The 25,645-nt window shown below is 64.7% G+C and carries 28 protein-coding genes; 13 read left to right on the forward strand and 15 right to left on the reverse strand.

Going from position 1 to position 25,645, the window contains the following annotated elements:
* Nucleotides 1-22: 22 nt before the first annotated feature.
* Genes ACSC1P_RS02055 through ACSC1P_RS02075 form a run of 5 tightly spaced genes read left to right on the forward strand, consistent with a single transcriptional unit; the run spans nt 23 to nt 2,838 of the window.
* A complete protein-coding gene (locus tag ACSC1P_RS02055; RefSeq protein WP_435358464.1) occupies nt 23-220 on the forward strand; it encodes a ribbon-helix-helix domain-containing protein in 198 nt (65 codons plus the stop codon).
* Between the two features lie 2 nt (nt 221-222).
* Nucleotides 223-972 (forward strand): DUF7389 domain-containing protein, encoded by a 750-nt coding sequence (locus tag ACSC1P_RS02060; RefSeq protein WP_435358465.1) that lies wholly within the window; start codon nt 223-225, stop codon nt 970-972.
* The gene (locus ACSC1P_RS02065) at nt 969-1,211 is read left to right on the forward strand and encodes a DUF7389 domain-containing protein (RefSeq protein WP_435358466.1); all 243 of its coding nucleotides are present in this window, start codon (nt 969-971) and stop codon (nt 1,209-1,211) included. Before ACSC1P_RS02060 ends, ACSC1P_RS02065 begins: the two co-directional genes overlap by 4 nt.
* Nucleotides 1,208-1,798 (forward strand): DnaJ domain-containing protein, encoded by a 591-nt coding sequence (locus tag ACSC1P_RS02070; RefSeq protein ID WP_435358467.1) that lies wholly within the window; start codon nt 1,208-1,210, stop codon nt 1,796-1,798. The genes ACSC1P_RS02065 and ACSC1P_RS02070 overlap by 4 nt, the downstream gene beginning before the upstream one ends.
* Entirely contained in the window at nt 1,795-2,838 is a 1,044-nt protein-coding gene (locus tag ACSC1P_RS02075) for a tyrosine-type recombinase/integrase (RefSeq protein ID WP_435358468.1), read from the forward strand. The genes ACSC1P_RS02070 and ACSC1P_RS02075 overlap by 4 nt, the downstream gene beginning before the upstream one ends.
* Nucleotides 2,839-3,031: 193 nt before the next feature.
* On the opposite strand, the gene ACSC1P_RS02080 is transcribed toward ACSC1P_RS02075, so the two are convergent.
* Complete coding sequence (locus ACSC1P_RS02080) at nt 3,032-3,193, reverse strand: hypothetical protein (protein ID WP_435358469.1); 162 nt, start codon at nt 3,191-3,193, stop codon at nt 3,032-3,034.
* A gap of 379 nt (nt 3,194-3,572) precedes the next feature.
* Between ACSC1P_RS02080 and ACSC1P_RS02085 the strand changes: the two genes are divergently transcribed.
* Entirely contained in the window at nt 3,573-3,929 is a 357-nt protein-coding gene (locus tag ACSC1P_RS02085) for a response regulator (protein ID WP_435358470.1), read from the forward strand.
* A gap of 114 nt (nt 3,930-4,043) precedes the next feature.
* Here the strand turns inward: ACSC1P_RS02085 and ACSC1P_RS02090 are convergent, their stop codons facing one another.
* On the reverse strand, nt 4,044-4,259 hold the full coding sequence (locus tag ACSC1P_RS02090; protein WP_435358471.1) for a hypothetical protein: 216 nt from the start codon (nt 4,257-4,259) through the stop codon (nt 4,044-4,046).
* Nucleotides 4,260-4,416: 157 nt separating this feature from the next.
* Here ACSC1P_RS02090 and ACSC1P_RS02095 point away from each other — a divergent pair, with 157 nt between their 5' ends.
* The 4 genes from ACSC1P_RS02095 to ACSC1P_RS02110 all read left to right on the forward strand — a co-directional run bounded on the left by ACSC1P_RS02095 (nt 4,417) and on the right by ACSC1P_RS02110 (nt 8,101).
* Entirely contained in the window at nt 4,417-5,244 is an 828-nt protein-coding gene (locus ACSC1P_RS02095) for an extracellular solute-binding protein (protein ID WP_435358472.1), read from the forward strand.
* A 63-nt stretch (nt 5,245-5,307) separates the two neighbouring features.
* Nucleotides 5,308-5,841 carry a DUF7523 family protein gene (locus ACSC1P_RS02100; protein ID WP_435358473.1) on the forward strand — a complete coding sequence of 178 codons (534 nt, stop codon included), beginning with the start codon at nt 5,308-5,310 and terminating at the stop codon, nt 5,839-5,841.
* Between the two features lie 73 nt (nt 5,842-5,914).
* Nucleotides 5,915-7,402, forward strand: coding sequence for a cysteine--tRNA ligase (gene cysS / locus ACSC1P_RS02105; protein ID WP_435358474.1), 1,488 nt, complete (start codon nt 5,915-5,917; stop codon nt 7,400-7,402).
* Nucleotides 7,403-7,450: 48 nt separating this feature from the next.
* On the forward strand, nt 7,451-8,101 hold the full coding sequence (locus ACSC1P_RS02110; protein ID WP_435358475.1) for a DUF6517 family protein: 651 nt from the start codon (nt 7,451-7,453) through the stop codon (nt 8,099-8,101).
* A gap of 45 nt (nt 8,102-8,146) precedes the next feature.
* Here ACSC1P_RS02110 and ACSC1P_RS02115 read toward each other — a convergent pair whose 3' ends face one another.
* The 6 genes from ACSC1P_RS02115 to ACSC1P_RS02140 all read right to left on the reverse strand — a co-directional run bounded on the left by ACSC1P_RS02115 (nt 8,147) and on the right by ACSC1P_RS02140 (nt 16,783).
* The gene (locus ACSC1P_RS02115; RefSeq protein WP_435358476.1) at nt 8,147-9,550 is read right to left on the reverse strand and encodes a DUF7289 family protein; all 1,404 of its coding nucleotides are present in this window, start codon (nt 9,548-9,550) and stop codon (nt 8,147-8,149) included.
* A 190-nt stretch (nt 9,551-9,740) separates the two neighbouring features.
* Nucleotides 9,741-11,348 carry a DUF7289 family protein gene (locus tag ACSC1P_RS02120; RefSeq protein ID WP_435358477.1) on the reverse strand — a complete coding sequence of 536 codons (1,608 nt, stop codon included), beginning with the start codon at nt 11,346-11,348 and terminating at the stop codon, nt 9,741-9,743.
* A gap of 249 nt (nt 11,349-11,597) precedes the next feature.
* Nucleotides 11,598-13,205, reverse strand: a complete 1,608-nt coding sequence (locus ACSC1P_RS02125) for a DUF7289 family protein (protein ID WP_435358478.1) — start codon at nt 13,203-13,205, stop codon at nt 11,598-11,600.
* 126 nt (nt 13,206-13,331) lie between these two features.
* Entirely contained in the window at nt 13,332-14,159 is an 828-nt protein-coding gene (locus ACSC1P_RS02130) for an enoyl-CoA hydratase/isomerase family protein (RefSeq protein ID WP_435358479.1), read from the reverse strand.
* Entirely contained in the window at nt 14,156-15,043 is an 888-nt protein-coding gene (locus ACSC1P_RS02135) for a 3-hydroxyacyl-CoA dehydrogenase family protein (RefSeq protein WP_435358480.1), read from the reverse strand. The genes ACSC1P_RS02130 and ACSC1P_RS02135 overlap by 4 nt, the downstream gene beginning before the upstream one ends.
* A gap of 90 nt (nt 15,044-15,133) precedes the next feature.
* The gene (locus ACSC1P_RS02140) at nt 15,134-16,783 is read right to left on the reverse strand and encodes an alkaline phosphatase PhoX (protein ID WP_435358481.1); all 1,650 of its coding nucleotides are present in this window, start codon (nt 16,781-16,783) and stop codon (nt 15,134-15,136) included.
* Nucleotides 16,784-16,975: 192 nt separating this feature from the next.
* Between ACSC1P_RS02140 and ACSC1P_RS02145 the strand changes: the two genes are divergently transcribed.
* Complete coding sequence (locus tag ACSC1P_RS02145; protein WP_435358482.1) at nt 16,976-17,398, forward strand: DUF6069 family protein; 423 nt, start codon at nt 16,976-16,978, stop codon at nt 17,396-17,398.
* 100 nt (nt 17,399-17,498) lie between these two features.
* On the opposite strand, the gene ACSC1P_RS02150 is transcribed toward ACSC1P_RS02145, so the two are convergent.
* Entirely contained in the window at nt 17,499-18,926 is a 1,428-nt protein-coding gene (locus ACSC1P_RS02150) for a zinc ribbon domain-containing protein (RefSeq protein ID WP_435358483.1), read from the reverse strand.
* Entirely contained in the window at nt 18,926-20,104 is a 1,179-nt protein-coding gene (locus tag ACSC1P_RS02155; protein WP_435358484.1) for a thiolase domain-containing protein, read from the reverse strand. The genes ACSC1P_RS02150 and ACSC1P_RS02155 overlap by 1 nt, the downstream gene beginning before the upstream one ends.
* A 110-nt stretch (nt 20,105-20,214) precedes the next feature.
* Between ACSC1P_RS02155 and ACSC1P_RS02160 the strand changes: the two genes are divergently transcribed.
* The gene (locus ACSC1P_RS02160) at nt 20,215-20,979 is read left to right on the forward strand and encodes an enoyl-CoA hydratase/isomerase family protein (protein WP_435358485.1); all 765 of its coding nucleotides are present in this window, start codon (nt 20,215-20,217) and stop codon (nt 20,977-20,979) included.
* A gap of 16 nt (nt 20,980-20,995) precedes the next feature.
* Here ACSC1P_RS02160 and ACSC1P_RS02165 read toward each other — a convergent pair whose 3' ends face one another.
* Together ACSC1P_RS02165 and ACSC1P_RS02170 are read right to left on the reverse strand one after the other, a co-directional pair.
* A complete protein-coding gene (locus tag ACSC1P_RS02165; protein WP_435358486.1) occupies nt 20,996-21,469 on the reverse strand; it encodes an RDD family protein in 474 nt (157 codons plus the stop codon).
* 45 nt (nt 21,470-21,514) lie between these two features.
* Complete coding sequence (locus ACSC1P_RS02170) at nt 21,515-22,327, reverse strand: alpha/beta fold hydrolase (protein ID WP_435358487.1); 813 nt, start codon at nt 22,325-22,327, stop codon at nt 21,515-21,517.
* A gap of 98 nt (nt 22,328-22,425) precedes the next feature.
* On the opposite strand from ACSC1P_RS02170, the gene ACSC1P_RS02175 reads away from it, so the two are divergent.
* Nucleotides 22,426-23,460, forward strand: a complete 1,035-nt coding sequence (locus tag ACSC1P_RS02175; RefSeq protein ID WP_435358488.1) for an aldo/keto reductase — start codon at nt 22,426-22,428, stop codon at nt 23,458-23,460.
* Between the two features lie 3 nt (nt 23,461-23,463).
* Here ACSC1P_RS02175 and ACSC1P_RS02180 read toward each other — a convergent pair whose 3' ends face one another.
* The 3 genes from ACSC1P_RS02180 to ACSC1P_RS02190 all read right to left on the reverse strand — a co-directional run bounded on the left by ACSC1P_RS02180 (nt 23,464) and on the right by ACSC1P_RS02190 (nt 25,498).
* Complete coding sequence (locus ACSC1P_RS02180) at nt 23,464-24,294, reverse strand: VOC family protein (protein ID WP_435358489.1); 831 nt, start codon at nt 24,292-24,294, stop codon at nt 23,464-23,466.
* 55 nt (nt 24,295-24,349) lie between these two features.
* Nucleotides 24,350-25,228, reverse strand: a complete 879-nt coding sequence (locus ACSC1P_RS02185; protein ID WP_435358490.1) for an amidohydrolase family protein — start codon at nt 25,226-25,228, stop codon at nt 24,350-24,352.
* Nucleotides 25,229-25,297: 69 nt separating this feature from the next.
* The gene (locus tag ACSC1P_RS02190; RefSeq protein ID WP_435358491.1) at nt 25,298-25,498 is read right to left on the reverse strand and encodes a hypothetical protein; all 201 of its coding nucleotides are present in this window, start codon (nt 25,496-25,498) and stop codon (nt 25,298-25,300) included.
* Nucleotides 25,499-25,645 lie beyond the last annotated feature (147 nt).

The raw sequence follows: 25,645 nt of genomic DNA on the forward strand, positions 1-25,645 counted from the left end.
TCAGCGGTCGAAGGTATCCGCTATGGTCGACGACAAGACGAAAAACGAACTGAACAGAATCGCACACGAGAAGAGCGAACCCGGCAGCACCGTCGGTGTCTCGGAGATTATGCGCGAAGCGTTCCAACTGTACATTCAACAGTACACCGAGAACCCCGACTTTTGCGACCCCAGCAAGCGCGGTGGCGTCGAACTCGAAATCGAAGAGGGGGCCGCCTAAACATGTCCAGTGCCAACGCAGCCCCTGAATCGGACGAGGAGAGCCGCCACGAAAAGACTGGCGCACCGGAACCCCGTAAGGTCGCCACGGAGAAACTGGCGAAAGACCAGTGCATCTTCCCCAACAGCGACGACGACCGGTGCAAGAACGACTCGATTCCGGGTATGCTCGTGTGCCCGGACCACGCGGGCATGGCCCTCGAAGCGGCCGGGAGCGACGACGAGACGCCCGACATCGACGGCGTGGTACTCGCCACGACGGGCGCGACGAACCTGCGCTACCGTCTCGAAGCCGACGACGACGCGATTCTGCACCCGGTCGACGACGACGGGCAGCCCGTCTCGATGACGTGGCACGAACTCGCGTGCGTGTACAACTCCGGCGAGATGTACATCCCCGACCGGAGCGATGTGAGCAACTTCGGCCGCGCGGTCTCGTCTCTCGCGACGACGAACTACGCTGCCGACGCCCGCGACCCCATCGAAGCAGAGACCGACCGCGGTGAGGTGCGGACCGACGGCGGGCGAGACTTCGACACGCGCGAGAAGGTCGAGCGCACCGACACCGGCTACCGACTGACGGTGGAGAGCAAGCGCGGGACCGGCACGCGCGATGAGGACAAGGTGAAGGCCGAACTCCGTACCGAGGAGTGGCCGAGTCGGGAGCAAATCAACTCGCTCACGACGGACGTGGCGCACGTGATGGAACGCCGTCGCGAGCACCAGCCGGACGAAGACGGGGACGACGAGTGAGCGACGAACCGTTCGCTCTCACCGTCAAACTGACTCGTGGAACCGGTTCGAAGGACAAGGACGAGTTCAAGGTCGACATCGAGGCCGGGGACATCGACGAGTTGGACGACCGCGTTGAGGCGATTCGAGAGCGCGCCCAGAAGTGGTCGGCCGACTTCCGAGCTATCCAGCCCGACTCACAAACCGGCCGGAGAGTCGACGACGACCAGCAGGCACTCGGCGAGGTTGGTTCCCCGTGAGCCGTCTCGACTGGCCCACGTTCTTGGACCGGACCACCCTCGGCGACCGGTCCAACGCCAAGAAGTTCAGCGTCACGCTCGCACAGGCGTTTGACGACCTCGAAGGCGAGTTAGGCCGTCTCGGTGTCGACGACTACCGGTACAGCTTCGACGCCCAGCAGCGCAAGCGCGACGGCCGCCCGTACAGTCGTGCCCGTCCCGACGACCCCGGATTCGTACTCCGGTGGAGTGTCGACGGTGACAGCTACGCCGCCGCGTGCGACGAGTTCACCGCGCTCCGCGACAACGTTCGCGCGGTCGGTCTCTGGCTTCGAGAGACGCGGAAGCGTAGTTCGCGGCCGGTCCGCACGGCTGACACAAAGTTCGCCGCAGCCCGGCTGCCCAGCGGTGACGACGACGCGATTGCGGCCGGACCGCGACCCTACGACGTGCTCGGTGTCTCGCCCGACCCGACCGACTCTGAGGTGAGAGACGCGTTCCGCAAGAAGGTGAAGCAGGTTCACCCCGACGCGGAAGACGGCGACGAGGAGGCGTTCAGACGGGTGAAGCGCGCGAGAGACGACCTTCTCGGAGGTGACGAGGAGTGAGCGACGCACCGAGCGACCCACGCGACCTTTCGCCACGGGACGCGCGGGATAGACTCCTCGCCCGGCGGAAGACCGACGCCACGGAACGGACGCTCAACTCGTACCACTACCGACTCGCTCACTGGGTCGAGTGGTGCGAGGAGAACGGTATCGAGCGCGTTGGCGACGTGACGCCGTGGCACATCGACGAGTACGACATGCACCGTCGTCAGCAGGGCAACGCTCCGACGACCATCAAGGGCGAACTGACCACGCTCCGGGTGCTGTTGAAGTACCTCGCTCGCATCGACGCCGTCGACGACAAGATACCCGAGGCTGTGGACGTGCCGAACCTCTCGCCGAAAGAGGAATCGAGCGACGAGCGCCTCACCGCCGAAGACGCGACCGCGCTCCTCACGTACTTCCGCAACTCCAGAGCGGAGTTCGGAACGGCGAAGCACGCCTTTTTGGAAGTGACGTGGAACACAGGTGCGCGAGTCGGCGGTATCCGTGCGCTCGACGTCGACGACTACGACGACTCGGGGACGCTCGCGTTCCGACACCGCCCACGGACCGACACGCCCCTGAAGAACAAGGAGGACGGCGAGCGCATCGTCGGCATCCCGCCAGCGGTCTGCGAGGCGTTGAACGTCTACATCGAACGGGAGCGCCACGACAAGCGCGACGACCACGGCCGGGAACCGCTGTTCTCGGCTCGACAGGGCCGCCCGTCGTTCAGCACGCTCCGTGCGTGGTCCTATCTCGGGACTCAGCCGTGTCTGCACTCTCAGTGCCCACACGGACGCGACCGGCCTCGGTGTGGCTACGTCTCGCGGAATGATGCCAGCAAGTGCCCGTCGTCGCGGTCGCCTCACCGGATACGGACAGGGAGTGTCACGGAGCAGTTGAACCGCGGGTTCGCCGTCGAGAAGGTGGCGACTCGGGTCAACGCGACCCCTCAGGTCCTTCGAGACCACTACGACGTAGCGGACGAAGACGAGGAGTTCCAGCAACGACGCCGCGCGGAGTTCGCGGAATTTGACATAGGAAATCAGCCATGAGCCAGAGCCAACAGCCGGTTTCGGTCGGTACCACGGACGAGGGACCAGAACAGGTCAGTTCGGTACGACCCTTCGTCCCCATTCTTTCGTTGCTACAGTCGACGAGTGATAAGTGCGGTGTGGATTTTCGTGTTTCAGTAGCGTACTTGAGGAGAGATGTTCGTTCCAGTCGTCGAAGCGTTTCTGCACGTCGCTACGTCGTTCGGCATCCGGGCCGAGATTCCTTCACGAGTTCGCTTCTGGCCATCTCTGCCTCGAACTCTGCGAAGGCGCCGAGGAGTCGGAACAGTGCGTTCTGTAACGGGTCGTCGTCGGGCTTCATCTCCAGCGACTCGTCGACGACCTCAACATCCACGCACCTGCAAAAGTCATTCTCACATACAACTCGTTCTCCACGCGTAGCGTTTCGTCGTCGGCACGCCTGCAACCGGAATCACGCCGGGTTATTCCCCAATCACCAGCAAGCGTAAACTACCGAAATCGACAACATCAAGCCCCCAGACGACAGCCTCATCTGTTAGGCGATATTCGTATTAGTACGAGTACCTACGTACCTAGTGAGTAGACGGTTTCCAACCGAGAATTATCACCCGCATCCCTTCGTCGGGAGGCCTCACCCAAAGCGAAACGGTGAGGGGTAATTGTTCACTGGTCGACCTACCCACTCAAGCTACCATGATTACCCTCACGTTCACGCGAACCCGAGACGGCACTGGCGGACAGGTGATGCGAAAATGACTTCCACGGTTGTCGTGGCCGACGACGACGAAGACCTTCGAGTCACGCTGGAGATCTGGCTGAAGGACATCGGCTCGAACATCGTTCCGGCGACGAACGGGCAAGAGGCGCTGGAGGCGCTGGAGTCGCTGTCGAACGACGTCGACGTGTTGCTCATCGACCGCCGGATGCCTGGCCTCTCGGGCGACGAGGTCGTCAAGCGACTCAAGGAGTCGTCGTTCACCGGTCGCATCATCGCGATGAGTGCGCATCCGCCGAACGACCACCTGAGCGAGGACGACGTCGACGAGTATCTGACGAAGCCGCTGTACCAGAACGACGTGGTCGATACGGTCAGGAAGGCGGCGTTGTAGGGTGGGCCAGTTTTGCGGGCAATTTTCGCACGTGATGCAGCCGTCATTGTGAGCGAGCAGCGACGCTGGCCAGTGTGGTGTGAAGTCCGGAGTACGGTCGGTTGTGGCCGCGTCTCACCGGGTCCGAGAGAGCGGCTTTCGCTCGGTCGGTGGTCGCGTGTACTCGGCGGAGAAGGTCATTTTCGCTTCGCGCAGTCGTCGTTCGTACAGGAGTTTCGACAGTGCAGCCTCGACGACTGGGTCGTCGTAGTCGGCGCACACGTCCTGCAACTCCTGCAGTAGTTCACCTCGCTGTTCGTCGAACTGGACAGCCCACGAGCCCCTTGCCATGGTCACATCAACACGCTAACGCTTAAAACGGTTGTGGCGCTTTCACGCACGACACGAGTCCGCACAGACCACGGTGACCGAACAGTAGCCTGTCGACGCGGGTGCAACTGCTTCTGGTTACGGAACGGCCAAATAGTTCGCTGAAACAGTTACTCTCGTGCAATCACGCCGGGCACTGTTGCGTGGGGTCGTCGGGGTCGCTGCCGCGGGAGCGGTCGGTTCGTTCACCTACGGACAACTCCGTGCCGACAGCGGCGACGACACACCGACGGCGCTCGTCGCGGGGTCGTTGCTCGCGCTCGCGGCGGAGACATCGGGAGCGAGCGTCGAGGCCCACGGCTCAGGCACGGTCCGACATCTCGTCCTCGATGGACTCCGAGAGCCAGACGTGGTCGCGCTCGCCGACCCGTCGCTCTTCGCGGGCGTGACAGACGCGTACACGCTGTTCGCTACCAACGCGCTGGTGTTGGCTTACGACCCCGACTCGCCGCACGCAGCGGCCATCAGGCGCGACTGGCGGCGGGCGTGTACCGACCCGGCAATCAGGGTCGGCAGAACCGACCCAGACCTCGACCCACTCGGCTACCGGACTGTGCTGGCGCTGGAACTCGACGACGAACTCGACGCGCCTGCCGTGTTGGACCAGACCCGCATCTTCGCCGAGACGGGGCTGGTGAACGCGCTCGAAGCCGGCGGCGTCGACGCGGCGTTCACCTACCGGAACATGGCCGAAGAACGTGGCCTGCCCATCGTCGACCTGCCAGCGACGCTCGATTTCTCCGACCCGGCGCACGCCGACCGGTACGCGAGCGTCTCGTACGACCTCGACGGGCAGACGATTCGCGGGGCCCCGATTCGGTACGGCGTCGCCGCGCTGACACCCCGCGGCGAGGCGTGGGCGAAGGCACTCGCCTCGGCCGACGGGCGGCTGGTCGCCCACGGGTTTTCGGTCCCAACCAGCTACCCCAGGATGGCGGCCCCGTGACTGGCTGTGTTTCCAGCTTGCTCGACCGGCGTGTTTATCCGGTCCCCAGTCGCTGTTGCGGACATGACGTTGGCGGAAACGACGCGTGACGCGGCGGACGACCACCCGTTCCTCGTCGAGGCGTTGCGAGCGGGTGTAGTGAACTACTCGGCCGCGGCCCGGTTTCTGACGGTCGACGGTGACGACGAAGCGGTCGCGACTGCCCTGCGGCGCTACGCCGAGGCACTGCCTGCCTACGAGCCGACGGCCCGTGACGTGCGCGTGACGATGCAGAGTGGGCTCGACACGGTGGCGCTGGACGAGGCCGAACGATACGAGTGTGACACAGCAGGCGCGCTACTCTGTGTCGGCGACGTGGCCGTCACGGCGACGGGCGGTGGAAAACAGACAGCCATCCTCGCGACGGGCGAGGTCGACACGAAACTGTGCGCCCGCGCACTCGGCCGACTGGCAACGGCGGACGTGGCCGTCGAGGCGGCCGGATTTGCCGGAGACGCGCTGGTCGTCGTCGTGACCCGTCGAGACGGTGCGAACGCGCTCCGGGCGGTCGAGCAGGCAGCAGAAACCGTCGCCGGTCCCGGGGCTGTCTCGGCCTGAGCGTAACCGCGGCGTGCCGACGTGTGCCAGCCCACCGTATCTGTTAAAAGGGCTGGCGCGGAAAAATTGGATAATGACCCTGTACGTGTCGAACACGCTGACGGGTGAGAAGGAGCCGTTCGAGCCACACGACCCCGAGGAGGTCTTGCTCTACTACTGTGGCTTGACGGTCTCCGACCCCGCCCACCTCGGCCACGCCCGCGGCTGGGTACACGTGGACGCGATGCATCGCTGGCTGGAACACCTCGGCTACGGCGTCCGACACGTCGAGAACTTCACCGACGTGAACGAGAAAATCGTCGCCCGCGCAGGTGACCCCGAACTCGGTGAGGACGAAGCCGAAGTCGCCGAACACTACATTCAGGACGTTCTCGACGACATGCGCGGCCTGAACCTGAAGCGGGCCGAAGTGTACCCGCGCGTCACCGAACACGTCCCGGAAATCATCGACCTCATCGAGACGCTCGTGGAGTCAGGCTACGCCTACGAGTCGAACGGCTCGGTCTACTTCGACGTGACCGAGTTCGAGGACTACGGGAAGCTCTCGGGCCAGCAAGTCGACGAAATCGAAGAACAGGGCGACCCCGACGAACTGGCGGAGAAGCGCCACCCGGCCGACTTCGCGCTGTGGAAGGCAGACGGCGTCAAACCCGACGCGGTCCGCGAACACCGTAAGGACGGCCACCCGCTCGGTGACGACGACTGCCCCAGCGGCCAGACGTGGGAGTCGCCGTGGGGCGAAGGTCGGCCAGGTTGGCACATCGAGTGCTCGGCGATGGCGATGACGCACCTCGACAGCTCCATCGACATCCACGTCGGCGGGATGGACCTCGTCTTCCCGCACCACGAGAACGAAGTCGCCCAGAGTGAGGCAGCCAGCGGCGAGCAGTTCGCCAAGTACTGGCTGCACGTCCGTCTGCTGGAGACGAAAGCCGAGAAGATGTCCTCTAGTCTGGGCAACTTCACGACCGTCGCCGACCTGCTGCGCGAAGAAGGCCCGAACGTCCTCCGGATGTTCCTGCTCTCGACCGCATACCACAACTCCGCTGTCTTCAGCGACGAGACGCTGACCGAGGCCCGCGAGCGCTGGGACCGCCTCGAACGCGGGTACCGCGCCGCCGTCGAGGCCTGCGACTCGGTCGACGCCCGCACCAAGGTCGACGACCGTGACCTGAAGTCCACTGTCGAACGCACACGCCGCGAATTCCGCGATGGGATGAACGACGACTTCAATACGCGCGAGGCGACGACGGCCCTACTCGAACTCGCCAGCGCGGTGAACCGCCACGTCGCCGACCGCGACGAGTTCGACTACCGCGGCCTGCACGACGCCATCGACACCTTCGAGGAACTGGGCGGCACCGTCCTCGGCTTCCAGTTCGGCGCACAGACCGGCGGCAACGTCGAACTCGCCGACGACGTGATTCAGCTCGTCCTCGACGCTCGCGAAGAAGAACGCGCTGCCGGCAACTACGAACGCGCCGACGACTTGCGCGACGACCTCGAAGCACTCGGTATCACGGTCGAAGACGGCGACGACGGCGTCAGCTTCCACTACTGACCTCGGGGTACGGTCAGGTTTTTGTAGGGTGACTGCCCTTTGGGCCGTATGGACCTGAATCGACGGACCCTCCTCGCTGGCACGGCGACGGGAATCGCGGCGGGTGCCGCGGGCTGTCTCGGCATCCTGGGTGGCTCGGCCGACTTCGCGGCCGACCTCGCACTGGCCAACGAAGGGACGGCCAGTAGCAACAACTTCGTTCGGCAGGAACCGCAAGAGGACTCGATAGAGAAGACGTTCTCCGCGGGCGGCCAGTCGAAGACCGTGACGGTCCGGAACTGGGTCACCGAGTACAACAAGACGCTCGACCTGCCCATCCTGAGCGACATGAAGGCGGGCGTGTTCGCCGTCGTCTCGACGCCGAAAGTGGAAATTCTCGGTCAGTCGTTCAACCCCATCAAGGACTGGGACCCGAAAAAGACGGCTCGGATGCTACAGGACCAGTACGAGGGCTTCTCCATCGGCGAAGAGGTCGGCTCGGGGACGGTACAGGTGCTCGGCAGTTCGACGGCCATGTCGAAGTTCGAGGGCACCGCGACCATGGCTGGCCAGAACGTCGACGTGTACGTGCTGATCGCGAAGGCAGTACCCAACGAGGGCGACTTCGTCCTCTCGCTCGGTGTCTATCCGCAACAGGCCGACGAAGAAGGGACCATCACGGCACTGATGGAGTCTATCGAACACCCAGCCGAGGCGTAATCGCGGTCACCGCCCGTCACCTTCTCTCGCTTTATCCTCGCCCGGTCACCCGAGCGTGACTTCGGTCACGGAGACCGTGATGGGCGGGTTCGACCCGTAGGCGATGTAGCCCCACGAGACGTGACTCCCGTCCACGGTGACCGTCTCGACGACTTCAGTCAGTTGGAACAGGACGACGGCGTCCTGGAAGTCGGCAGCAGACGAGTCGAGGTCTTCCGTCCCGAGTTCGAACAGGAAGATGACCTCGTCCGGTTCGAGCGAAATCTTTCCGTCATCGATGTAGTCGGTCAGGAACGCCTTCACGTCGTCCTGGCCCTCGTGTCCCTCGATGTTGGGGACCGGGTCACCATCCACCAGGAGCTTGACCTGCTGGTCGGCTCTGTCCTGCGAATCTGCGGAGTAGTACCCCTGTGCCCGCGCACCGACTGATATCGCGGTGCCCGCCGGCTGGCGCGAGAGTTCGTACGGGTCGTACTCCTGTCCGACACCGACGTTGAGCTCGCCCGGCCACGGGTTCACCCTGCTCTCGTCGACGTTCAGCCAGACGAACACGGGCACGTCGTTCCCTCCCGCCTGGATGGCCGTCCCGAGCAGCGTGAGGTTCGCCGAATACTGGCGCGTCGACGAAATCTCGCCACCGTCGATGACGATGGTGTCACCGCGGTAGACCGCGTCGCCCGGAGCCGTGAGCCACTCCTTCGAGACGACCACGGCGACGGTGTTTCCGGTCTTCGTCACGTCGCCCGGGAAACTGTCGCGCAGGTACGTCTCCCAGAGGTCGACGTACGTGCTGGTCACGCTGATGGTGACGTTGTCCGGTGCACCCTCGTCACAGACGGAGCCACCGACCAGCGCGGTAGTCGCTGCACGTGAACTCACGCGAGACGCGTCGTCGTCGCGCTGCACGGAGACGTCGCCTGAAAGGACGGTCTCGCCCGTGACGTTCACGAGTGGGAGGCGAATCCCGTAGTTGGCGTATTCGAGGTCGGGCCGTGACACCTGTACAACACCACTATCCGTGAACCTCCAGACACCGCCGCCCTGATAGACGACGGCGTCGCCGGCCTCGTTCTCGTAGCCGAACGCCGGAAGCGGCAGGGGACCGGTCGAACAGCGCGGGTCGGCGTTCAGGGTGACGACGACGTTGTTCTCGGCCAAGTCGGTCTCACCCACGAGCGGGCGCTGCGTCGGAATCGAGAGGTGTGCAGCAGTCCCATGGCCGACCGACACCGAGCCGAACTCGGCGTCGAGTTTGTGAACCGACCCTTCCGCGGCGGCGAGGTTCAGTCTGTCTTCCGACTGGTCCATCGTCACACTCGCGGCGATGAGGACGCCACCACCGACCACGGCGACCAGTCCGAACAGCATAATCAGCCCCAGTATCTCCGTCGCCCCCCGTTCGTCGAGCGATGCGTCTCTCCCCCAGTGATGCCTCTGTTTGTGGTTCATCTTCCCGTCTCAGGCGTGCCTGAGCCCCTTCCAAGCGACACCTGTCCACTCCCCGTGAGACAGTCTCCCTGCCGCTCGTACCAGACATTACTACGTGTGAGAAGATATAGTTATGCTATATTTCCGTGCTACAGACCGTCTCAACCGGACTCGCGGGATAGCGCCTGAGAAAAACTAGCCGAGTCGACCGTTAGGAGACGAACACGACTCGTTCGTCCTCGTCGTCGTTCACAGCGACTTCGTGGACCGAGACGTGCAGGAACGTAATCGGCGGCGGGAACAGTCCGTCTTCCAGCTGCAGGGTCGGTTCGACGGTTTCCAGACTGTCGTCGTACTCGAGTGTGTTGCTCTGTCCGACGTAGGTCGACCCACCGATTATCGCCCCCTTGACGTAGCTGTTTCCGGCGGCGATGCAGATGTCGTACTCGTCGCATTTGTTCTCCTTGTTGACCGCGACGGCCGCGTCGTTCAGCCCCGGCGCGTCCTCGTCACGGGGGGCGTAGATGGAGCCGTAGAACTGTGAGCCGCTACCCCCCGTGATAGCGACCTCCATCGTCGAGGTGCCGTACATCTGGAGGTGAGTCGCGTTCCCGCTTCCGACCCTCGCGTTCTTCATCGCGAAGTTCCCGGTCGTGTACACCCTGACTGTCTCTCCGCCGGTCGCGCCGGACACGTCGAGGCTACCACCGTCTAAGGTTGTGTTGCCAGCGATGAGCAGTGTCACGTCACCGCCTGAGAGGTCCACGTCGATGCTATCGCCGGATTCGGCCAGTATATCGCCCTCGACGAGGTACGTCTTACCGTCGTCGAGCGTCTGGGTGAGCGGGTCGACCGTCGGAATCGAGGCATTGTCCTTCGCACCGTCTATCTTCGTCTTTATCGCCTCGTCGAGTTCGGGGAGCGACGAGCCGACGTTCGAATCCGCAGACCCGGTTATCGAGCCTGCGCCCCCCGTGGTCACGTCGCCGGTCGCCCGGACATCGCCGTCGATTTCTGCGTTCCCGTTTGCGACCTCGACGTCGCCGTCGTCGCCGCCGGTCGCGTACAGGCCACGGGAGAAGTTCCCGGTGGCGACTGGCCGCCCGAGTTTGACCGTCACGGTCTCGTTCGGGTGGTCGACCGACACTGCCACGTCGTTCGTCTGCTCGTCGAGGTACTCCGCCCAGCCGGCGTAGTAGTCGCTGGTGATGGTGACGGTGACGAGTTCACCTTCGACGTAGCTACTGTTCTTCGTGATGGTCGCGTTCTTTCGCAGTTGGACCCGACCGGACGAGAGTTCTTCTTCTCCAGTCACGACCGGAATCGGGAGGTTCAGCGTCCCGTCGCGGTAGTTGAACGTCGGCGAGGCGATGACCTGCGAATTCTCGCCCTCGCCACGCCAGAGGCCGCCGGCCTGATAGGCGTACACTGTCCCGTCGTTCTCGTAGACGATGGAGCCGAAGGTGTGGTTCTGTAGCTCCGTCCCATTCGCCGAGACGACGATACGACCGGTGTCCTCCCGGTGTACCGCACCCTGTCTCGACCGGATGTCGAAGTCGACTTCCTCGCTGGAGCCACTGCCGAGGGCGACCGAGTCGACGCTCGCATCGAGCTTAGAGAACACCTGCTCGATACGCTGTGACTCGGCGTTGTGTTCCGTCTCCTCGATGGTCATACTGCCGAAGAAGACGATGGTCACTGCGCCGACGGCGACGATTCCGATCATGAGAACCACACCGAGGACCTCGGCTTGTGCTCTCGTCGGTCGCCGACCACCACCGGTGTCCCCCCCACCGATGAAGACTGCACCTGTACTCATTGAAACACGAGTTGCCCCCGAATTCCTTATAGTAGGTATACAGTTATGGACCGTTTTTTCAGATAATTACCACTTTTCCCATCTGTCTTTTTACGCGGTACGCGCAGAAAGGAGCGCCGAGAAGTGTTTGTGAACCGTCTAGTCGGTGTATAAACTGTTTTGCAAACCCCGGCGTCTGTGCCCGAACTGGGGCCGTACCGACCTCCCATACATGTCGTCGTGATGTATAGTCCACGCGAACTCGACCGGTCACTCTTCCTCGCCGTCGTCGACGACGACTTCGTGAATGGAGACGTGCAGGTAGGTGATCGGTGGCGGGAACAACCCGTCTTCGAGTTGGAGCGTCGGCTCGACGGTAGCCAGCCCAGCGCCGTACTCGACGGTGGTGCCGTCCCCGACGTAGGTCGACCCACCGAGTATGGCTCCCTCGAAGGAGCCGTGTTCGTTGACGAGACAGACGTCGTATCCACCACAGTCGGACACTGCGCCGACGGCTGCTGCGGCGTCGTTGTCTCCCGGTGCATCCTCGTCACGTGGTGCGTAGATAGTGCCCGAGAACGTAGAGCCGGACCCGTTCTGTCCGGTGATGGCGACGTCCATCTCGGACGTGCCGTACACCTGCAGGTGACGGGAGTCACCGACGACGCCGGCGCTCGCGTTCTGTAGTGCGAGGTCGCCAGACGTGTACACTCGAAGGACCTCGTCGCCGGTCGCACCCGAAACGTCCAGGTCACCACCGTCGAGCGTCGTACTGCCGTCGACGAGCAGTGTCACGTTCCCAGCGGAGAGGTCCACATCGATACGCTCGCCAGCACCGACGACCACGTCGCTCTCGACGAGGTACGTCTGTCCACCGTCGAGCGTCTGGTTGAGGGGGTCGACCACAGCTATCGACCCATCGTCGCTCGCCCCGTCGAGTTTCGTCTCGATTGCCAGGTCCAGTTCGGCCATGGACGACTCGACGCCCGAGTCGACCGGGCCGGTTATCGAGTCAGTGTCGGCCTCGACGACGGTGCCCGTGGCACGCACTGGCCCGTCGACACCGGCCGCTCCGTCGGCGTCGACAGTCACGTTTCCGCCGCTACCGCCAGTTGCGAAGACCGCCTGCGAGAAGTTGCCGGTGGCGACCGGCCGCCCGAGTTTGACCGTCACCGTCTCGTTCGCTGCATCGACCGACACGGCGGCGTCGTTCGTCTGCTCGTGGAGAAATTCCGCCCAGCCAGCGTAGTAGTCGCTGGTGATGGTGACGGTGACGAGGTCACCTTCGACGTAGTCGACGGTCGTGATGTCGGTGACCGTGTCGTGCTTTTCGAGCGTGACGCGTCCCGAAGCCAACTCTCTCTCGCCAGAGACGACCGGAATCGGGAGGTTCAGCGTCCCGTCGCCGTAGTCGAACATCGGTGCTGCGAGAACCTCCGATGATGCGCCCGTTCCGCGCCAGACGCCACCGGCCTGATAGGCGTACACCGTCCCGTCGCTTCGATACTCGATGGCACCGAACGTCCGGTTCGCGATTTCGGTCCCGTTCGCCGAGACGACGATGCGACCCGCCCCCGTCTGGTGAATCGCTCCACGATTCCGCTGCAAGTCGAAATCGACCGCTTCGCTGCCGCCGTTTCCGAGTGCGACCGAGTCGACACTCGCCCCGAGTTCGGCGAACGCGTACTCGACCCGCTGCGTTTCCGCCGTGTCGCTGGTGCGTTCGAGCGTCATCCCCCCGACGAAGAAGATACTGATTGCCCCGATGGTGACCATCCCGATCATGATAGCCACACCGAGGATTTCCGTCGTTCCCCTCCCCTCCCAACCGTGATTTCTGTCTGTTCCCTGAGCGAAGGCCGGGGAGCCGAGCCTCATTGAAATCGTTTACGGCCGACCCCCTGATATAACGATGTTACCGTTGGTCCTGAACGTTCAAACAGTCTTCCAGTCTGATTGTCGTATCCTCCGTCGACGGCCAACCGGCGGCCTCCGACGCGTCACTTACCGGGACTGCCACTCGGGTTCGCGGTCTTCGAGGAAGGCGTCGATGCCTTCGTTCTTGTCTTCGCCCGCGAACAAGAGCGCGAACAGTTCTGCCTCGTACTCGATTCCCTCGTCGAGTCCCATCCGAGAGCCAGCTTTCACTGCTTTCTTGGCGATTTCGAGTGCGAGTGGAGATTTCGCCGCCATCTTCCCGGCGAGGTCGTAGACGCGCTCGTCGAGGTCGTCGGGGTCGTACACTTCGTCGACGAGTCCGATGTCGGCCGCCTCTTCGGCGTCGACGAGTTCGCCGGAGAGGATGAGACGCATCGCCTGTCCCTCGCCGACGAGTTTCGGGAGTCGCTGCGTCGCGCCGCCGCCAGGCATAATGCCCAGATTGATTTCGGGCTGGCCGAGCTTCGAGCCCGCCTGTGCGATGCGCACGTCACAGCCGAGTGCGAGCTCGGAACCGCCACCGAGGCAGTGCCCGTTGATGCGGGCGATGACCGGCTTTTCGAGGTCGTCGACGTACTCGTAGACGCGCGGGCGCTTCGACGCTTCGCGCTGTTCGACCGCGTCCCGCGCTCTGAGTTCTTTGACGTCTGCGCCGGCGACGAACGAACTCGACTCGTCGGAGCCGGTCAAGACGACGACGCGCACGTCTTCGTCGGCCTCCACCGCATCGAGGACCGACTTCAGTTCCGTGCGAAGTTGCGCGTTCAGCGCGTTTCGAGCATCTGGGCGGTCGAGGACGACCGTCGCCACGCCTTCGGCCTCGTCGCCGACGCGAACCTGCACGAGGTCACAGTCGGCGGCGGCGTGCTCGGAACCGGTTTCGTGGTCGCTCATTCGTCGTCACCCCAGTCGCCGGAGGTGCCCACGATTTCGCCGTCTTCCCAGACGTAGAACCCCTCGCCTGTCTTCTTGCCGAGTTTGCCCGCACGGACTTTCTGTTTGAGTACCTGCGGCGGGCGGAACCGCTCGCCGAGTTCTTCGCGAAGGTACTCCAGAATGTCCAGTCGCACGTCGAGGCCGACCACGTCGCCGAGTTCGATGGGACCCATCGGGTGGTTGTAGCCGAGTTCCATCGCGGCGTCGATGTCCCGTGGCGAGGCGACGCCGGATTCGACCATCCGGATGGCTTCGACGCCGAGTGCCACGCCGAGGCGCGACGAGGCGAATCCGGCCGAGTCGCGCACCGTCACCGGTTCGCGGTCGATGCCCTCGACGAACGACTCGGCGAAGTCGACCGTCTCCTCGCTGGCCTGCTCCGGCACGACGATTTCGACCAGTCGCATCAGGTGAACCGGATTGAAGAAGTGCAGGCCGACGGCCCGCTCGTCGTGTTCGAGCACACTCGCGATTTCCGTGACCGAGAGCGAGGACGTGTTCGAGGCGATGACCGTTTCCTCGTCGACGAGTTCCTCGACGTCCGAGAACGTCGACTTCTTGATGTCCATCTCTTCGGGAACGGCCTCGATGACGACTTCGGCCCCGGTGACTGCGTCGTCGAGGTCGACTGCGGTCTCGATTCGGTCGAGAGTCGCGTCCATCTCCTCCTGCGTGAGCTTGTCGCGGTCGACGCCGCCTTGCAGGTTCGACCGAATGCCGTCCATTCCGGCGTCGACGAACTCCTGCTCGATGTCGCGCATCGTCACGTCGTGGCCGGCCATCGCGCAGACCTGTGTGATTCCGTGCCCCATCGTTCCCGCACCGAGTACGCAGACTTGCATACCAGAACGCGCACGGCCGAGCGTCGTAAACGTTGGCGGTTCGGCAAGCCGTGGTGTGGTGACAGTATCGACGGCACGCCGTTACTGCCGTTATTTCCGCGCCGAATCAGTTGCTCCCGGGTCGAACAGCCACAGTTGATTCGGGACGTGGGCACCGTCCTCACCGACGAGTACTCGACCGTCGTCGAGGACGACGACGTTGTCCGGTCCCCAGAGTCCGTTCCGTGAGCCGACCACTGCCGGTTCGATTCGTGCGATGTCGTAGGTCGCACCCAGTGTGGCGCGATAGAGGACACCCTGGCGAAGCCCGTCGAGTCGGATGTCGTTCCCGCCGCTCGTCGACCCGCCGTCGAGCATCTGCCCCTCGATTCTCGAAACGGCGAGGTAGAGACCGTCGCCCGGCACTGCGTCAGGCTTGGCGTTCACCCCCTCCATCTTCGACCACTCACCCGTGGCCCCCACCGCGATGGCGGCCCGCCGGGATTCGAGGAACGCGGCGCGGTCGTCTGCGCCGTCGCCTGCGGCCCACTCGGCGATCTCCTCGTCTGTAATCGACGCCCCACCGACTTCCTGCCCGTCGTACTCGCGCACCCACGACGCCACCTCGGACTCGGTCGCGTGACCGAGTTCGAGCCACGTCACGTCGAACCCGACAGTCCCGGGGTCGCTTCCGGCGTCCTGGGTGAGTTTCGCGGCGAATAGCGTCCCCGCCGTGAGGTCGCCGGGCCGGTCCGCGACGAACTTGAAGAACACGCCCCACAGGCCGTCGTCGCCGTCCACGTCGTCGGTCAGGTACACCGTCCGCCTGTCGGGCAGCACGAGCGCGTTCTCGTGGGAGAACCGCCCGAGTGCGAACCGCTTCTCGAACCGCGGACTCGACGCGAGCGGGTCGACCGCTTCGACGACCCAGCCGTAGCGATACGGGTTGCCGAAATAGCCGAGGTACTGTTCGACGAGTTCGTGGTCGGGGGGTTCACCCGCTTCCTGGTAGGATTCTCCCTGATACCACTTGCGAGCGTCTGGTTCGTACTCTTCCGAGAACAGCGGCGTCCCCCACGGCGAGACCGTCCCGAAGCATGGCCGCCAGATGCCCGAAATCGGCCGCATATCGAGGTTTTCGCTCCGGAGGACTGTCCATCGCCCGGTTGAAGCGTCGCCGTCGCGTCTGAGGTGCAGCCTGCTCACGGCACCAGTGGTGTGCTCCCACGATGTGTACAGATAGCCCGCCGTGGCCCCGTCGGTGCTCGCTTCGAACGGGACGAACGCGTTGAAGTCGGGTTTGCTCGCGTCGGTCAGTGGCTCGCCGTCGGGTTCGGTCGTGACGCCCAACTGCTCGCCGTCGTCGGTGGGGTCGCCCCCGTTCGCCAGCACGCGGTGGCTGCCGAATCGCGACCGGAATCGCTTTCGTCCCTGTCGTGTCCACGACGGCGAGAGACCGTCGAACTCGACCGGAATCGACCGGACGTCGACACCCTCGAACACGCCGATTGCCGCGCGGTCGTACGGCTTGTCGTTCGTCGCAGCGGGGCCGTGAACGTTACAGAAGAGGGTCCCGTCGTCGGTCACGAACAACCCGGTGAACTCGGCCCCTTCGACCGTCGTCGCGAACCGTCTGAGTGCTCCGGTCGCGGTGTCCTTTCGCGTCAACTGGTCGCCGAGTTCGTACCCAGCGACGTTCAGCCCGACGAACGTCCCACCGACGAGCGCGAGACTCTGTCGTCGTGTGAGTGCGTCTCGCATACTGACTGTCAGGTAGGCACCGGGGAGTGATTACCTCGCGGAGAGGCCGTCACCACCCCGGAACGTGATGCCTACTCGGAAACGTCACGAAAGCTGGTCATCGTCGAGTAAGTGGATTTGTTGAGAGGTTCGGTGAAACGCGCGGGGACCTCTCAGCGCGAAATGTATGCTTGTTGCTAGCGTACCTCTCGTATGCGCCTCGACTACACCCTCACTGCCGTCAGGCGACCGGTTTCGACGCTGGGATTCCCGGTCCGTGCCGCGCTCGCCCTGCTGGCGTCGCTCGTCGGCAACGCGGTCCTGCTGGCAATCGCGCAGTCGCTGTCGGTCGCACCGGACTTCGACCCACTCGCGTACCCGCCGGTACTGTTCCTGACGACCGTCGGCACGCTGGGCGCGGCCGTCGTCTACTGGCTGCTCACTCGGTTCGTCGAGCGGCCCGAAGTGACGTTCACACGGGTCGTCGTCGCCGTCCTCGTGCTCTCGTTCGTGCCCGACTTCGCCCTGCTCGTGTACGACCCGACGGCGACGATTCTGGGCGTCGTCGTGCTCATGCTGATGCACGCCGTCGTCGCCGTGGCGTGTGTCGCGCTGTTTCCAGCGAATCGAGTCTAGTGCGTGGTCTCGTGTCTCGAATAGCCGCGGCGACACGCGGAAGTTCACGATTCTCTCGCTGGTCGAACATTGAACTTCCGACGGACACGTCCGGCGGCGTTCAAAGTTCTCCCGCTGGTCGAACTTTGAACCCGTACCGCGTCACGCCTTCCTGCGTGTAGATTCGTCGAATCGTCGTCTCGACGTCGTCACCGACCGAGAGCGCCTCGGGGTCGACGTCGGTCGCCTGCGCCGGCACACTCACCATCCCCGAATTCGGCCCGTCGAGGGCGACGATGGCGACCGCGAAGTCGCCGGAGCGGGCCTGCTGTTCGGCGAACTCCGGTGGGGCACCGCCCTGTGAGATGGTCGTGACAGCCTCGACCGTGCCGGTTCCCGGGAGTTCGACCGGTTCGAACGCCTGTCGGGAACCACAGTTGGTACAGGCTCCTTCTGGCGGGAACGCGAGCGACCCACAGTCCATGCAGCGACCGGCTTCGAGTCGGTAGCGTTGTGGGATGGAGCGTTGCCACGTCGGCACCGAGACGTACGCGCCGCCGCCAGAGGGCGGGCCAGAGGTAATCTCGCCACGCTGGCGGAGGTACTCGGCGTAGGAAACCGACGCATCGCCGTCGAGACGGAGCGACGACGGCAGACCCACGTCGGATTCGAGGACGAGTGCGTCCGCGCCGCCACCGCTGCCGTAGCCGACAGCGAGAACGGTGTCGTGCTCGTCGGCCGCGAGCGCCTTGGCGAGGCTGAGTGGGACGCTCGCCGCACCGGTATCACCGAGATTGTGGACGGTCGCCGCGGCCGAGATGGCGTCGGTATCGACACCGATGGGACCAGCGGCTCGGTAGGGGAGTCGCCCGTTCGGGGCCTGCACCGCGGCGACGTCGTAATCACGGGCAGCGAGCTGGTCGACCGCACCGGCGACTACCTCGGTGAACGCCTGTCGGTCGTACGTGGTCACGTCCAGCCCGTCGACACGCTGGCTTCCAGCCTCGCGGAACCGCGTTCCAGGGTACGGTTCTGCGTACTCGGCGTGGTCGACGACCTGCGCCGGGCCGTTTTCGACGATGACGAACGCGGCCGCCCCTGCGCCGGCCGCGTGGTCGGTCGCGTCGTCGGGGTCGCCTTTCGGACAGTCGGCGGCGACGACGAGGCCGACGCCGTCGCCGAGGTCGGCGTCCATGGCCGCCTTGAGCGCGCGGGTGCCAGCCCGTGTGCTGCCGGTGAACACCTGCCGGCCCGCCGCTTCCGGCACGCCGAGCATCGCACCCAGACGTGCCGAGATGTCCTCCTCTTCGAGCGGCGGGGTCGAGGTCGCGAACGCGAGGTACGAAATGGATCCGCCATCGGTGCCGTCGGCCCGGAGCACGTCGCGCGCGACCTCCGCGCCCATCGTGAGTGCGTCCTCGTCCGCGCCGGCGACCGCCTTCTCCTCGATGCCGCTCGCGTTGAACTGTCCCCACGCCTCGGTGAACTCCTCGGCTGTGATACGATACTGCGGCGCGTACGCCGCCACGGCGCGGATACCGAGCGCCATCAGTTGCTCACCTCCGTGGCTCGCTCGAGCACGTGGACGACCGCTGCGCCGCCGCTGCCCCCGACGTTGTGGGTCAGGCCGCGGGTCGCGCCTTCGACCTGTCGGTCGCCCGCTTCGTCGGTGAGTTGCTCGAACGCTTCCACGAGTTGGCCAGCGCCGGTCGCCCCGATTGGGTGGCCCTTCGACTTCAGCCCGCCCGAGGTGTTGACGACGACTTCGCCGCCGTAGTCGGTCGCGCCCGAGGCGACCAGTTTGCCGGACTCGCCCGGTTCGCAGAAGCCGAGGTCTTCGTAGGCCATCAGCTCCGCGATGGCGAAGCAGTCGTGGACCTCCGCGAAGTCGAGGTCGCCCGGCGTCACGCCAGCCATCTCGTAGGCGGTTTCGGCGGCCGAAACCGTCGCTGGAACGTTCGAGTAGCTGTCGCGCTGGAACAGGCCCACGCGGTCCGATGCGGCACCGACGCCCGCGACACGGACCGGGTCGTCAGTGTACTCGTCGACAACGTCCTCGCTCACGACGACGACGCAGGCTGCGCCGTCGGTCGTGGGACAGCAGTGATAGAGCGTCAGTGGGTCCGCGACGACCGGCGCGTTCATCGCGTCGTCCAGCGAGCACTCGAAGCCGAGTTGCGCGTGGGGGTTCATCGCGCCGTGGCTGTGGTTCTTCACGGCGACGTGCGAGAGTTGCTCTTTCGTCGTCCCGTACTCGGCCATGTGGGCACTGGCCATCTGGGCGTAGACGCCGGAGAAGGTCGTGCCGGAGAGGCGCTCCCACTCGGTCTCGCCGGAGACACCGAGCCAGTACTTCGTGGCGTCGGAGGACGTGTCGGTCATCACTTCGACGCCGCCAGCGAGGACCACGTCGGCCATGCCCGATTTGACTGCCTGTACAGCCTGTCGAACCGCGTAGCCCGAGGCCGCACAGGCGTTCTCGACCCTCGTCGTCGGCACGCCGTGAAGGCCGACGTGTTCGGTCACTGCCGGTCCCGAGAGGCCGAGTTGGCGACCACCCACGCCGAGGGTCCCGACGACCGCCTCGTCGAACGCCTCGGTGTCGATACCGTGCTCGACGCTCTCGACGGCGTGGTCGAACGCCGTTTCGAACAGCGAGCGATAGCTCTCGTCGGGGAACGACCCGTAATCGGACTGGCCCGCCCCGACGATGTACGCATCACGCATATACAGGGCAGTCCGCGGCGAGGCGCGAAATAAGTGGGTGCCTGCGCCTGCTGGCCGCAGTGCTTCTGTGAGAGACCAACAATTAAGCACCCCGGGAAAGTTCACCAATTATGCGCATCGAGGACGCGGACGGCGTACGAACCATCACTTTCGACCGACCGAACGTCATGAACGCGATGAACCTGGAAGTCGCTCAGGAACTCGCCGAGGCGGTGGCCGAGACCGACCCCGTCGAACACGATGCTATCGTCCTCACAGGTGACGACCCGGCGTTCTCCGCGGGCGGCGACATCATGGCGATGAAAGAGCGCGACGAAGGTCCGCGTGAAGCCTACGAACGCGTCGCGGAGACGTTCAACCGCGCTGCCGCCGAGATGCTGAACTCGGACGTGCCCATCGTCGCGAAGGTGAACGGTGACTGCGTCGGTGCAGGACTCGCCCTCGTCGCCGCCGCCGACTTCGCGTACACGGTGCCCGACGCGACCTTCTCCTGTGCGTTCATCCGCGTCGGCCTCATCCCCGACACCGCGGCGACGTTCACGCTCCCGCGACTCGTCGGCCTTCGCACCGCGAAGCGACTGACCCTGACTGGTGAGTTCTTCGACGGCGAGGAAGCCGCCGAAATCGGTCTCGTGAACGAAGCGGTCGACGAGGACGAACTCGACGAGAAAATCGAATCCATCGTCGGCAAACTCTCGCGCCGCCCGACCCGAACAATCGGGATGACCAAACAGGCCATCCACGAGAACCTCGACAACGACTGGCGGAAGGCGCTCGACTACGAGAACATGCTGCAGGTGCAGGCGTACATGTCCGAAGAACACGAAGAGGGCGTCGACGCCTTCCTCGAAGGCCGCGACGCCGACTGGGACTAAGCGAGAACGAGGCGACTCACTCTTCTGGAATCACGTACTCGATTCCCTCCAGCTCTTCCGCGGGGACGGACAGGACGAGGGTGTCCGTGAGCCGGTTGGTCAGCCGGAGCTTCGTCCCGGACATCGCCAGCCAGCCGACGAGACAGTCGATGGGGAGGAAGAACGCCTTCCCGAACGCCTGCCCAGCCGCCGCGAGGAAACTCGGATGGTCGCCACGCCGGTCCGTGAGTCGGAGGTTCATCACGGCTTTTCCAGCCGACTGCCCCCAGATGCCCTCCGAGAGCGTCCAGTAGGCGAACAGGGCGACGCCATTCGTCCCCAGCGTGAGGCCGAGTCCGCCGACAGTCGTGAGGTCGACGGAGAATACGGTCGGGAGACCGGCGATGGCACCGTCGAACAGTTCGAGAACGGCCCCGACGACGATGACGTCGATGAGCCACGCCCAGAAGCGTGACTCCCAGGTTGCGAGAGAGAGTTTCGTATCGCTCATGGATACTGAGACGTCGCCTGAGGAGAAATACTCGCGCGGTCGTTCCTACGCTGTGAGGAACTCGCGAACCGTCCCGTCGAACGCATCGGGATGCTCGATGACCGACTCGTGACCCGCGTCCCGGAGGAGCGCGAGCCGGCCGTTTGCCAGCCCGTCGGCCGTCTTTCTGTAGCCCGACTCGTCGAAGAACACGTCTGAGTCCCCACCGACGACCAGCGTCGGGCAGCCGATGTCCCCGAGGACGGCCGTTCCATCGTGTGCCAAACAGGCGTCGGCCGAGATGCAGAAATCTGCTGGAACAGCGGGTTCCGAGAGGAGGTCGTAACCGACCGACCCCGCTTGCAAAGTCAGCGATAGCGCGCCGTCGGCGACGATATCATATGCCTCGCGGTAAATCGGTCCCCAGCGACGACGGTCTGCGAGGTCACGCCAGCGCCGGACGATAGTCGCACCCTCGTCGCTGAGCGTCGCAGCCGAGAGACCGAGGACTGCCCGGCGAATTCGGTCGTCATTGGCTGCGAGGTGCTGGGCGAGGAAACCACCCATCGACAGCCCGAGTACGTCGACCGAGGCCGGTTCGGCCACGCCCAGTTCGTCGAGGACTGTCTCGTACCCGGCGGCCATGTCGGCGGTCGTCGCCCCATCGGGAAGGCCGCGAGGCCGACTGACCATGTACACCGTGTGGCTGTCGGCGTACCGCTTGAGGTACAGCGCCATCAGCCGCGGGAACCATCGGGAGTCGCCAACGCGGTGGAGTGGGTCGTTCAGGCCCGGAATCACGAGCAACGTTCGCGGGCCGTCGCCAGTCTGTACGTACGAGTGTCCGGCGAGTGACCCAGTATCGACGCGGGGGAACACGGCCGGACGTAGGGAGAGGCCACGGTAATACGCGCCGATGGACCACCATGGCAGCTCCCACTCTCGTCTTTTTGCTGTCTCGCTCCGTCTATTGGTGCATGCAGTACACCCTACTCGGCGACACTGGACTCCGCGTCAGCGAATGCTCGCTCGGGACGATGACCTTCGGCGACGACTGGGGCTGGGGTGCGGAGCGAGAGACGTGCGAAGAACTGTTCGAGACCTACGCCGACGCCGGGGGGAATTTCATCGATACAGCCAACGTGTACACGAACGGCTCGTCGGAGCGTATCCTGGGTGACCTGCTCGACGGCCGTCGCGACGACTTCGTCCTCGCGTCGAAGTACACCCTGAGTACGAATCCCCGGGACCCGAACGCGAGCGGGAACCACCGCAAGAACATGTTTCGGGCGGTCGACGCGAGTCTCGACCGACTGAACACGGACTACCTCGACCTCCTCTGGGTCCACGCCTACGACGGGCTGACACCCCTCTCCGAGACGATGCGGGCACTCGACGACCTCGTTCGGCAGGGGAAGGTACACTACGTCGGCCTGTCGGACTTCCCGGCGTGGGCCGCCTCGCGCGCCGTCACGCTCGCGGAGGAACGCGACTGGACCCGGCCAGCAGCCCTCCAGTTCGAGTACAACTTGGTCGAACGAACCGTCGAGCGTGAACTGCTGCCGATGGCCGACGCGCTGGACCTCGGCGTCACCGCGTGGGGACCGCTCAAGGCGGGCGTCCTGACCGGGAAATATCTCGACGACGCGGGTGAGGGACGACGAACCCAGACCGGACAGGGCGTCACCGAGCGTGAAAACGATATCGCCCGCGAAGTCGTCGCCGTCGCGGAAGAACTCGAGGCGTCTCCCGCACAGGTCGCGCTCGCGTGGGTCCGCCAGCAGGGCGACGTCATTCCCATCGTCGGCGCGACGAAACCGGCACACCTCGAAGACAATTTGGCGAGTCTCACCCTGGCGCTCGACGACGACCACCTCGAACGGCTGGACGAGGTGAGTGCGGTCGACATGGGCTTCCCCCGGGACTTCCTCACGCAACCGCGCATCCGTGAGGTACTGTACGGCGAAACGGACGAACGCCTCGACGTCGACACGCGGTCGAACCTCTTCTGACGGTTACCAGCCGTACTCGACAACCCCGACGCGGCCGTCGAGCGACGGATGGTCGAACCACGCCACTCGGTCGTCACCCCAGGACAGCTCGTCCCCGAGCGCGAACGCTTCGCTGGCCGCGTCGAAATCGTCCGTCTCGACGAGGACGGCACAGACGGCCGACCCGACCGTGTCGAGTCGCTGGCGCAATCGGTCGCTGGTCGGTTCCGCGACAGCGACAGGCGCGCCCGCGAAGCGATGGAGTGTCGCACCGAACTCGTCGGCATCGACCTGCTCCGGTCGAGGAAGCCGCAGCAACTGGTCGAGCGAGCGAACGAGTGGGTCGGGTTCGGCCGTGAGCACGAGGACCTCCGCGAGTCCCACCAGCGAACTGCCGTCGAGGGCCGGATTCGGGCTGACGCGGTAGCGCCTCGGTGTCCGGTCCTCGATGGCGAACGGTAGCGTCAGGCCCAGGTCGTCGCCGACCGTCGCCGTCTCCCACTCGACCTGGGTACCGTCTGGTCGCCGGCGTCCGTCGCGGTTCGGTCCGGCGACGCGCTCGCCGGAATCGAGACACCGGTGCATGAACCCGCGCACGTCGTCGGTACCGAGACACCACGCGCACGGTCCGGCGTCCTCGTGGATGAACGTGGGCCAGCGGACCGGTGGCTCGGCACCGGTGTTCGTGATGCATTCGAGGTACGACCCGTCGGGGAACCCGACGATACGCATCTCGGTCGTCCCGTCCGCGTGTTCGCCGCCGTACTCACTCGGCAGGTCGACCGCGTCGAGCGCGGCCACAGCGTCGTCGAGGTCGCGCCACGCCGTCGCCACGTGGTCGAGGAATAGGTCCATGGCTATTGCGCGTCGCGCAGGCAGAAAAGTCGATTCCCGACGGTCGTCGTGTCGCTTAGTTCAGACCGAGGAACTCTTCGGCGTTCTTCCAGAGAATCTTGCGCTGGACCTCCGGCGGGAAGTCGAGTTCGGCGAACTGGTGGAGCCACTTCGCGGGGTCGAGCATCGGGTAGTCGGTACCGAACATGACCTTGTCCTTGAGCAGCGTCTTCGCGTAGTGGAGCACCTGCTCGTCGATGTACGCGGGCATCCAGCCGGAGAGGTCCATGTAGACGTTACCCTTCTGCTGGCAGATGGCGAGTTGTTCTTTCTCCCACGGGAACGCGGGGTGGGCGATGAGTATCTGCAGGTCGGGGTGTTCGGCGGCCACGTCGTCGATGAGCATCGGGTCGCCGTACTTGATTTTGAGGCCGCGGCCACCGGGGGCGCAGGCACCGAGCGTCGAGTTGCCGCCGTGGAAGACGCATGGCACGCCGAGGTCCTCGATGGTGTCGAACAGGTCGTAGTGCTGCGGGTCCGACGGGTCGAAGCCCTGCGCGATTTGCTGGAACTTGAAGCCGACGAGGTCCAGGTCTTCGACACAGCGACGGGCTTCTTCCACACAGTCGTCCTTGAGCGGGTCGACGCTGCCGAACCCGACGAAGAAGTCGTCGTAGTCGTCGCGAACTTCCGCGACGTACTCGTTCGGGACCGGCGGGTTACCCGTGTTCGTCTCGGCGTCCCAGCCGAGCAGAACGGCCTTGTCGATGCCGACGTTTCGGTACTCCTCGACCATCTCGCCGTAGGAGTTCGGGACCATCTCCTTACCGAAGCGCTCGGCCGCGTCCTGCATCATCTCGCCGCCAGCGTCGAAGAGGAACTCCTCGGTCGGCTGGTGGGCGTGCGTGTCGATGATCTTCGGGTCGTCCGGGTCGACCACGCTCGGGAGAGTCATGTCCAGAACTGCGCGTGGCGACGTGAAAAACGTCCCTGTTCGTTCGTGAAATTCGCGTCCCCACGATGGTCACTCGCCGCCGAACAGACGCTCGACGCGGGATTGCAGACCGCGGTCGCCCGTGGCCATGATAACTGAACAGGTGACCCGACGCCCGACCGCTTCCGGAACCGCGCCGACGCCGACGAACGTCACGTCCAAGAGGCTCATGTCACGCGTCGGGTCTGTCTCGATGGCATCCTCGCCGCCGTCGCCACCTGGGTCGGTCATTCGCACCGAACGACAGCCGGCAGTCGTAAGGCCGTCGTGCCTGACTGTTCAGGGTCGGACCACGACAGTCAGGTCATGAAACACTGTCGACACGAACCGGCCGAGTTACACAGTGCAGTGGACAGCCCAGCCGCGTGAGTTATCGCT

It is taken from the genome of Haloarchaeobius caseinilyticus (assembly GCF_051207395.1).
In the GTDB taxonomy this organism is placed as follows: Archaea; Halobacteriota; Halobacteria; order Halobacteriales; family Natrialbaceae; genus Haloarchaeobius.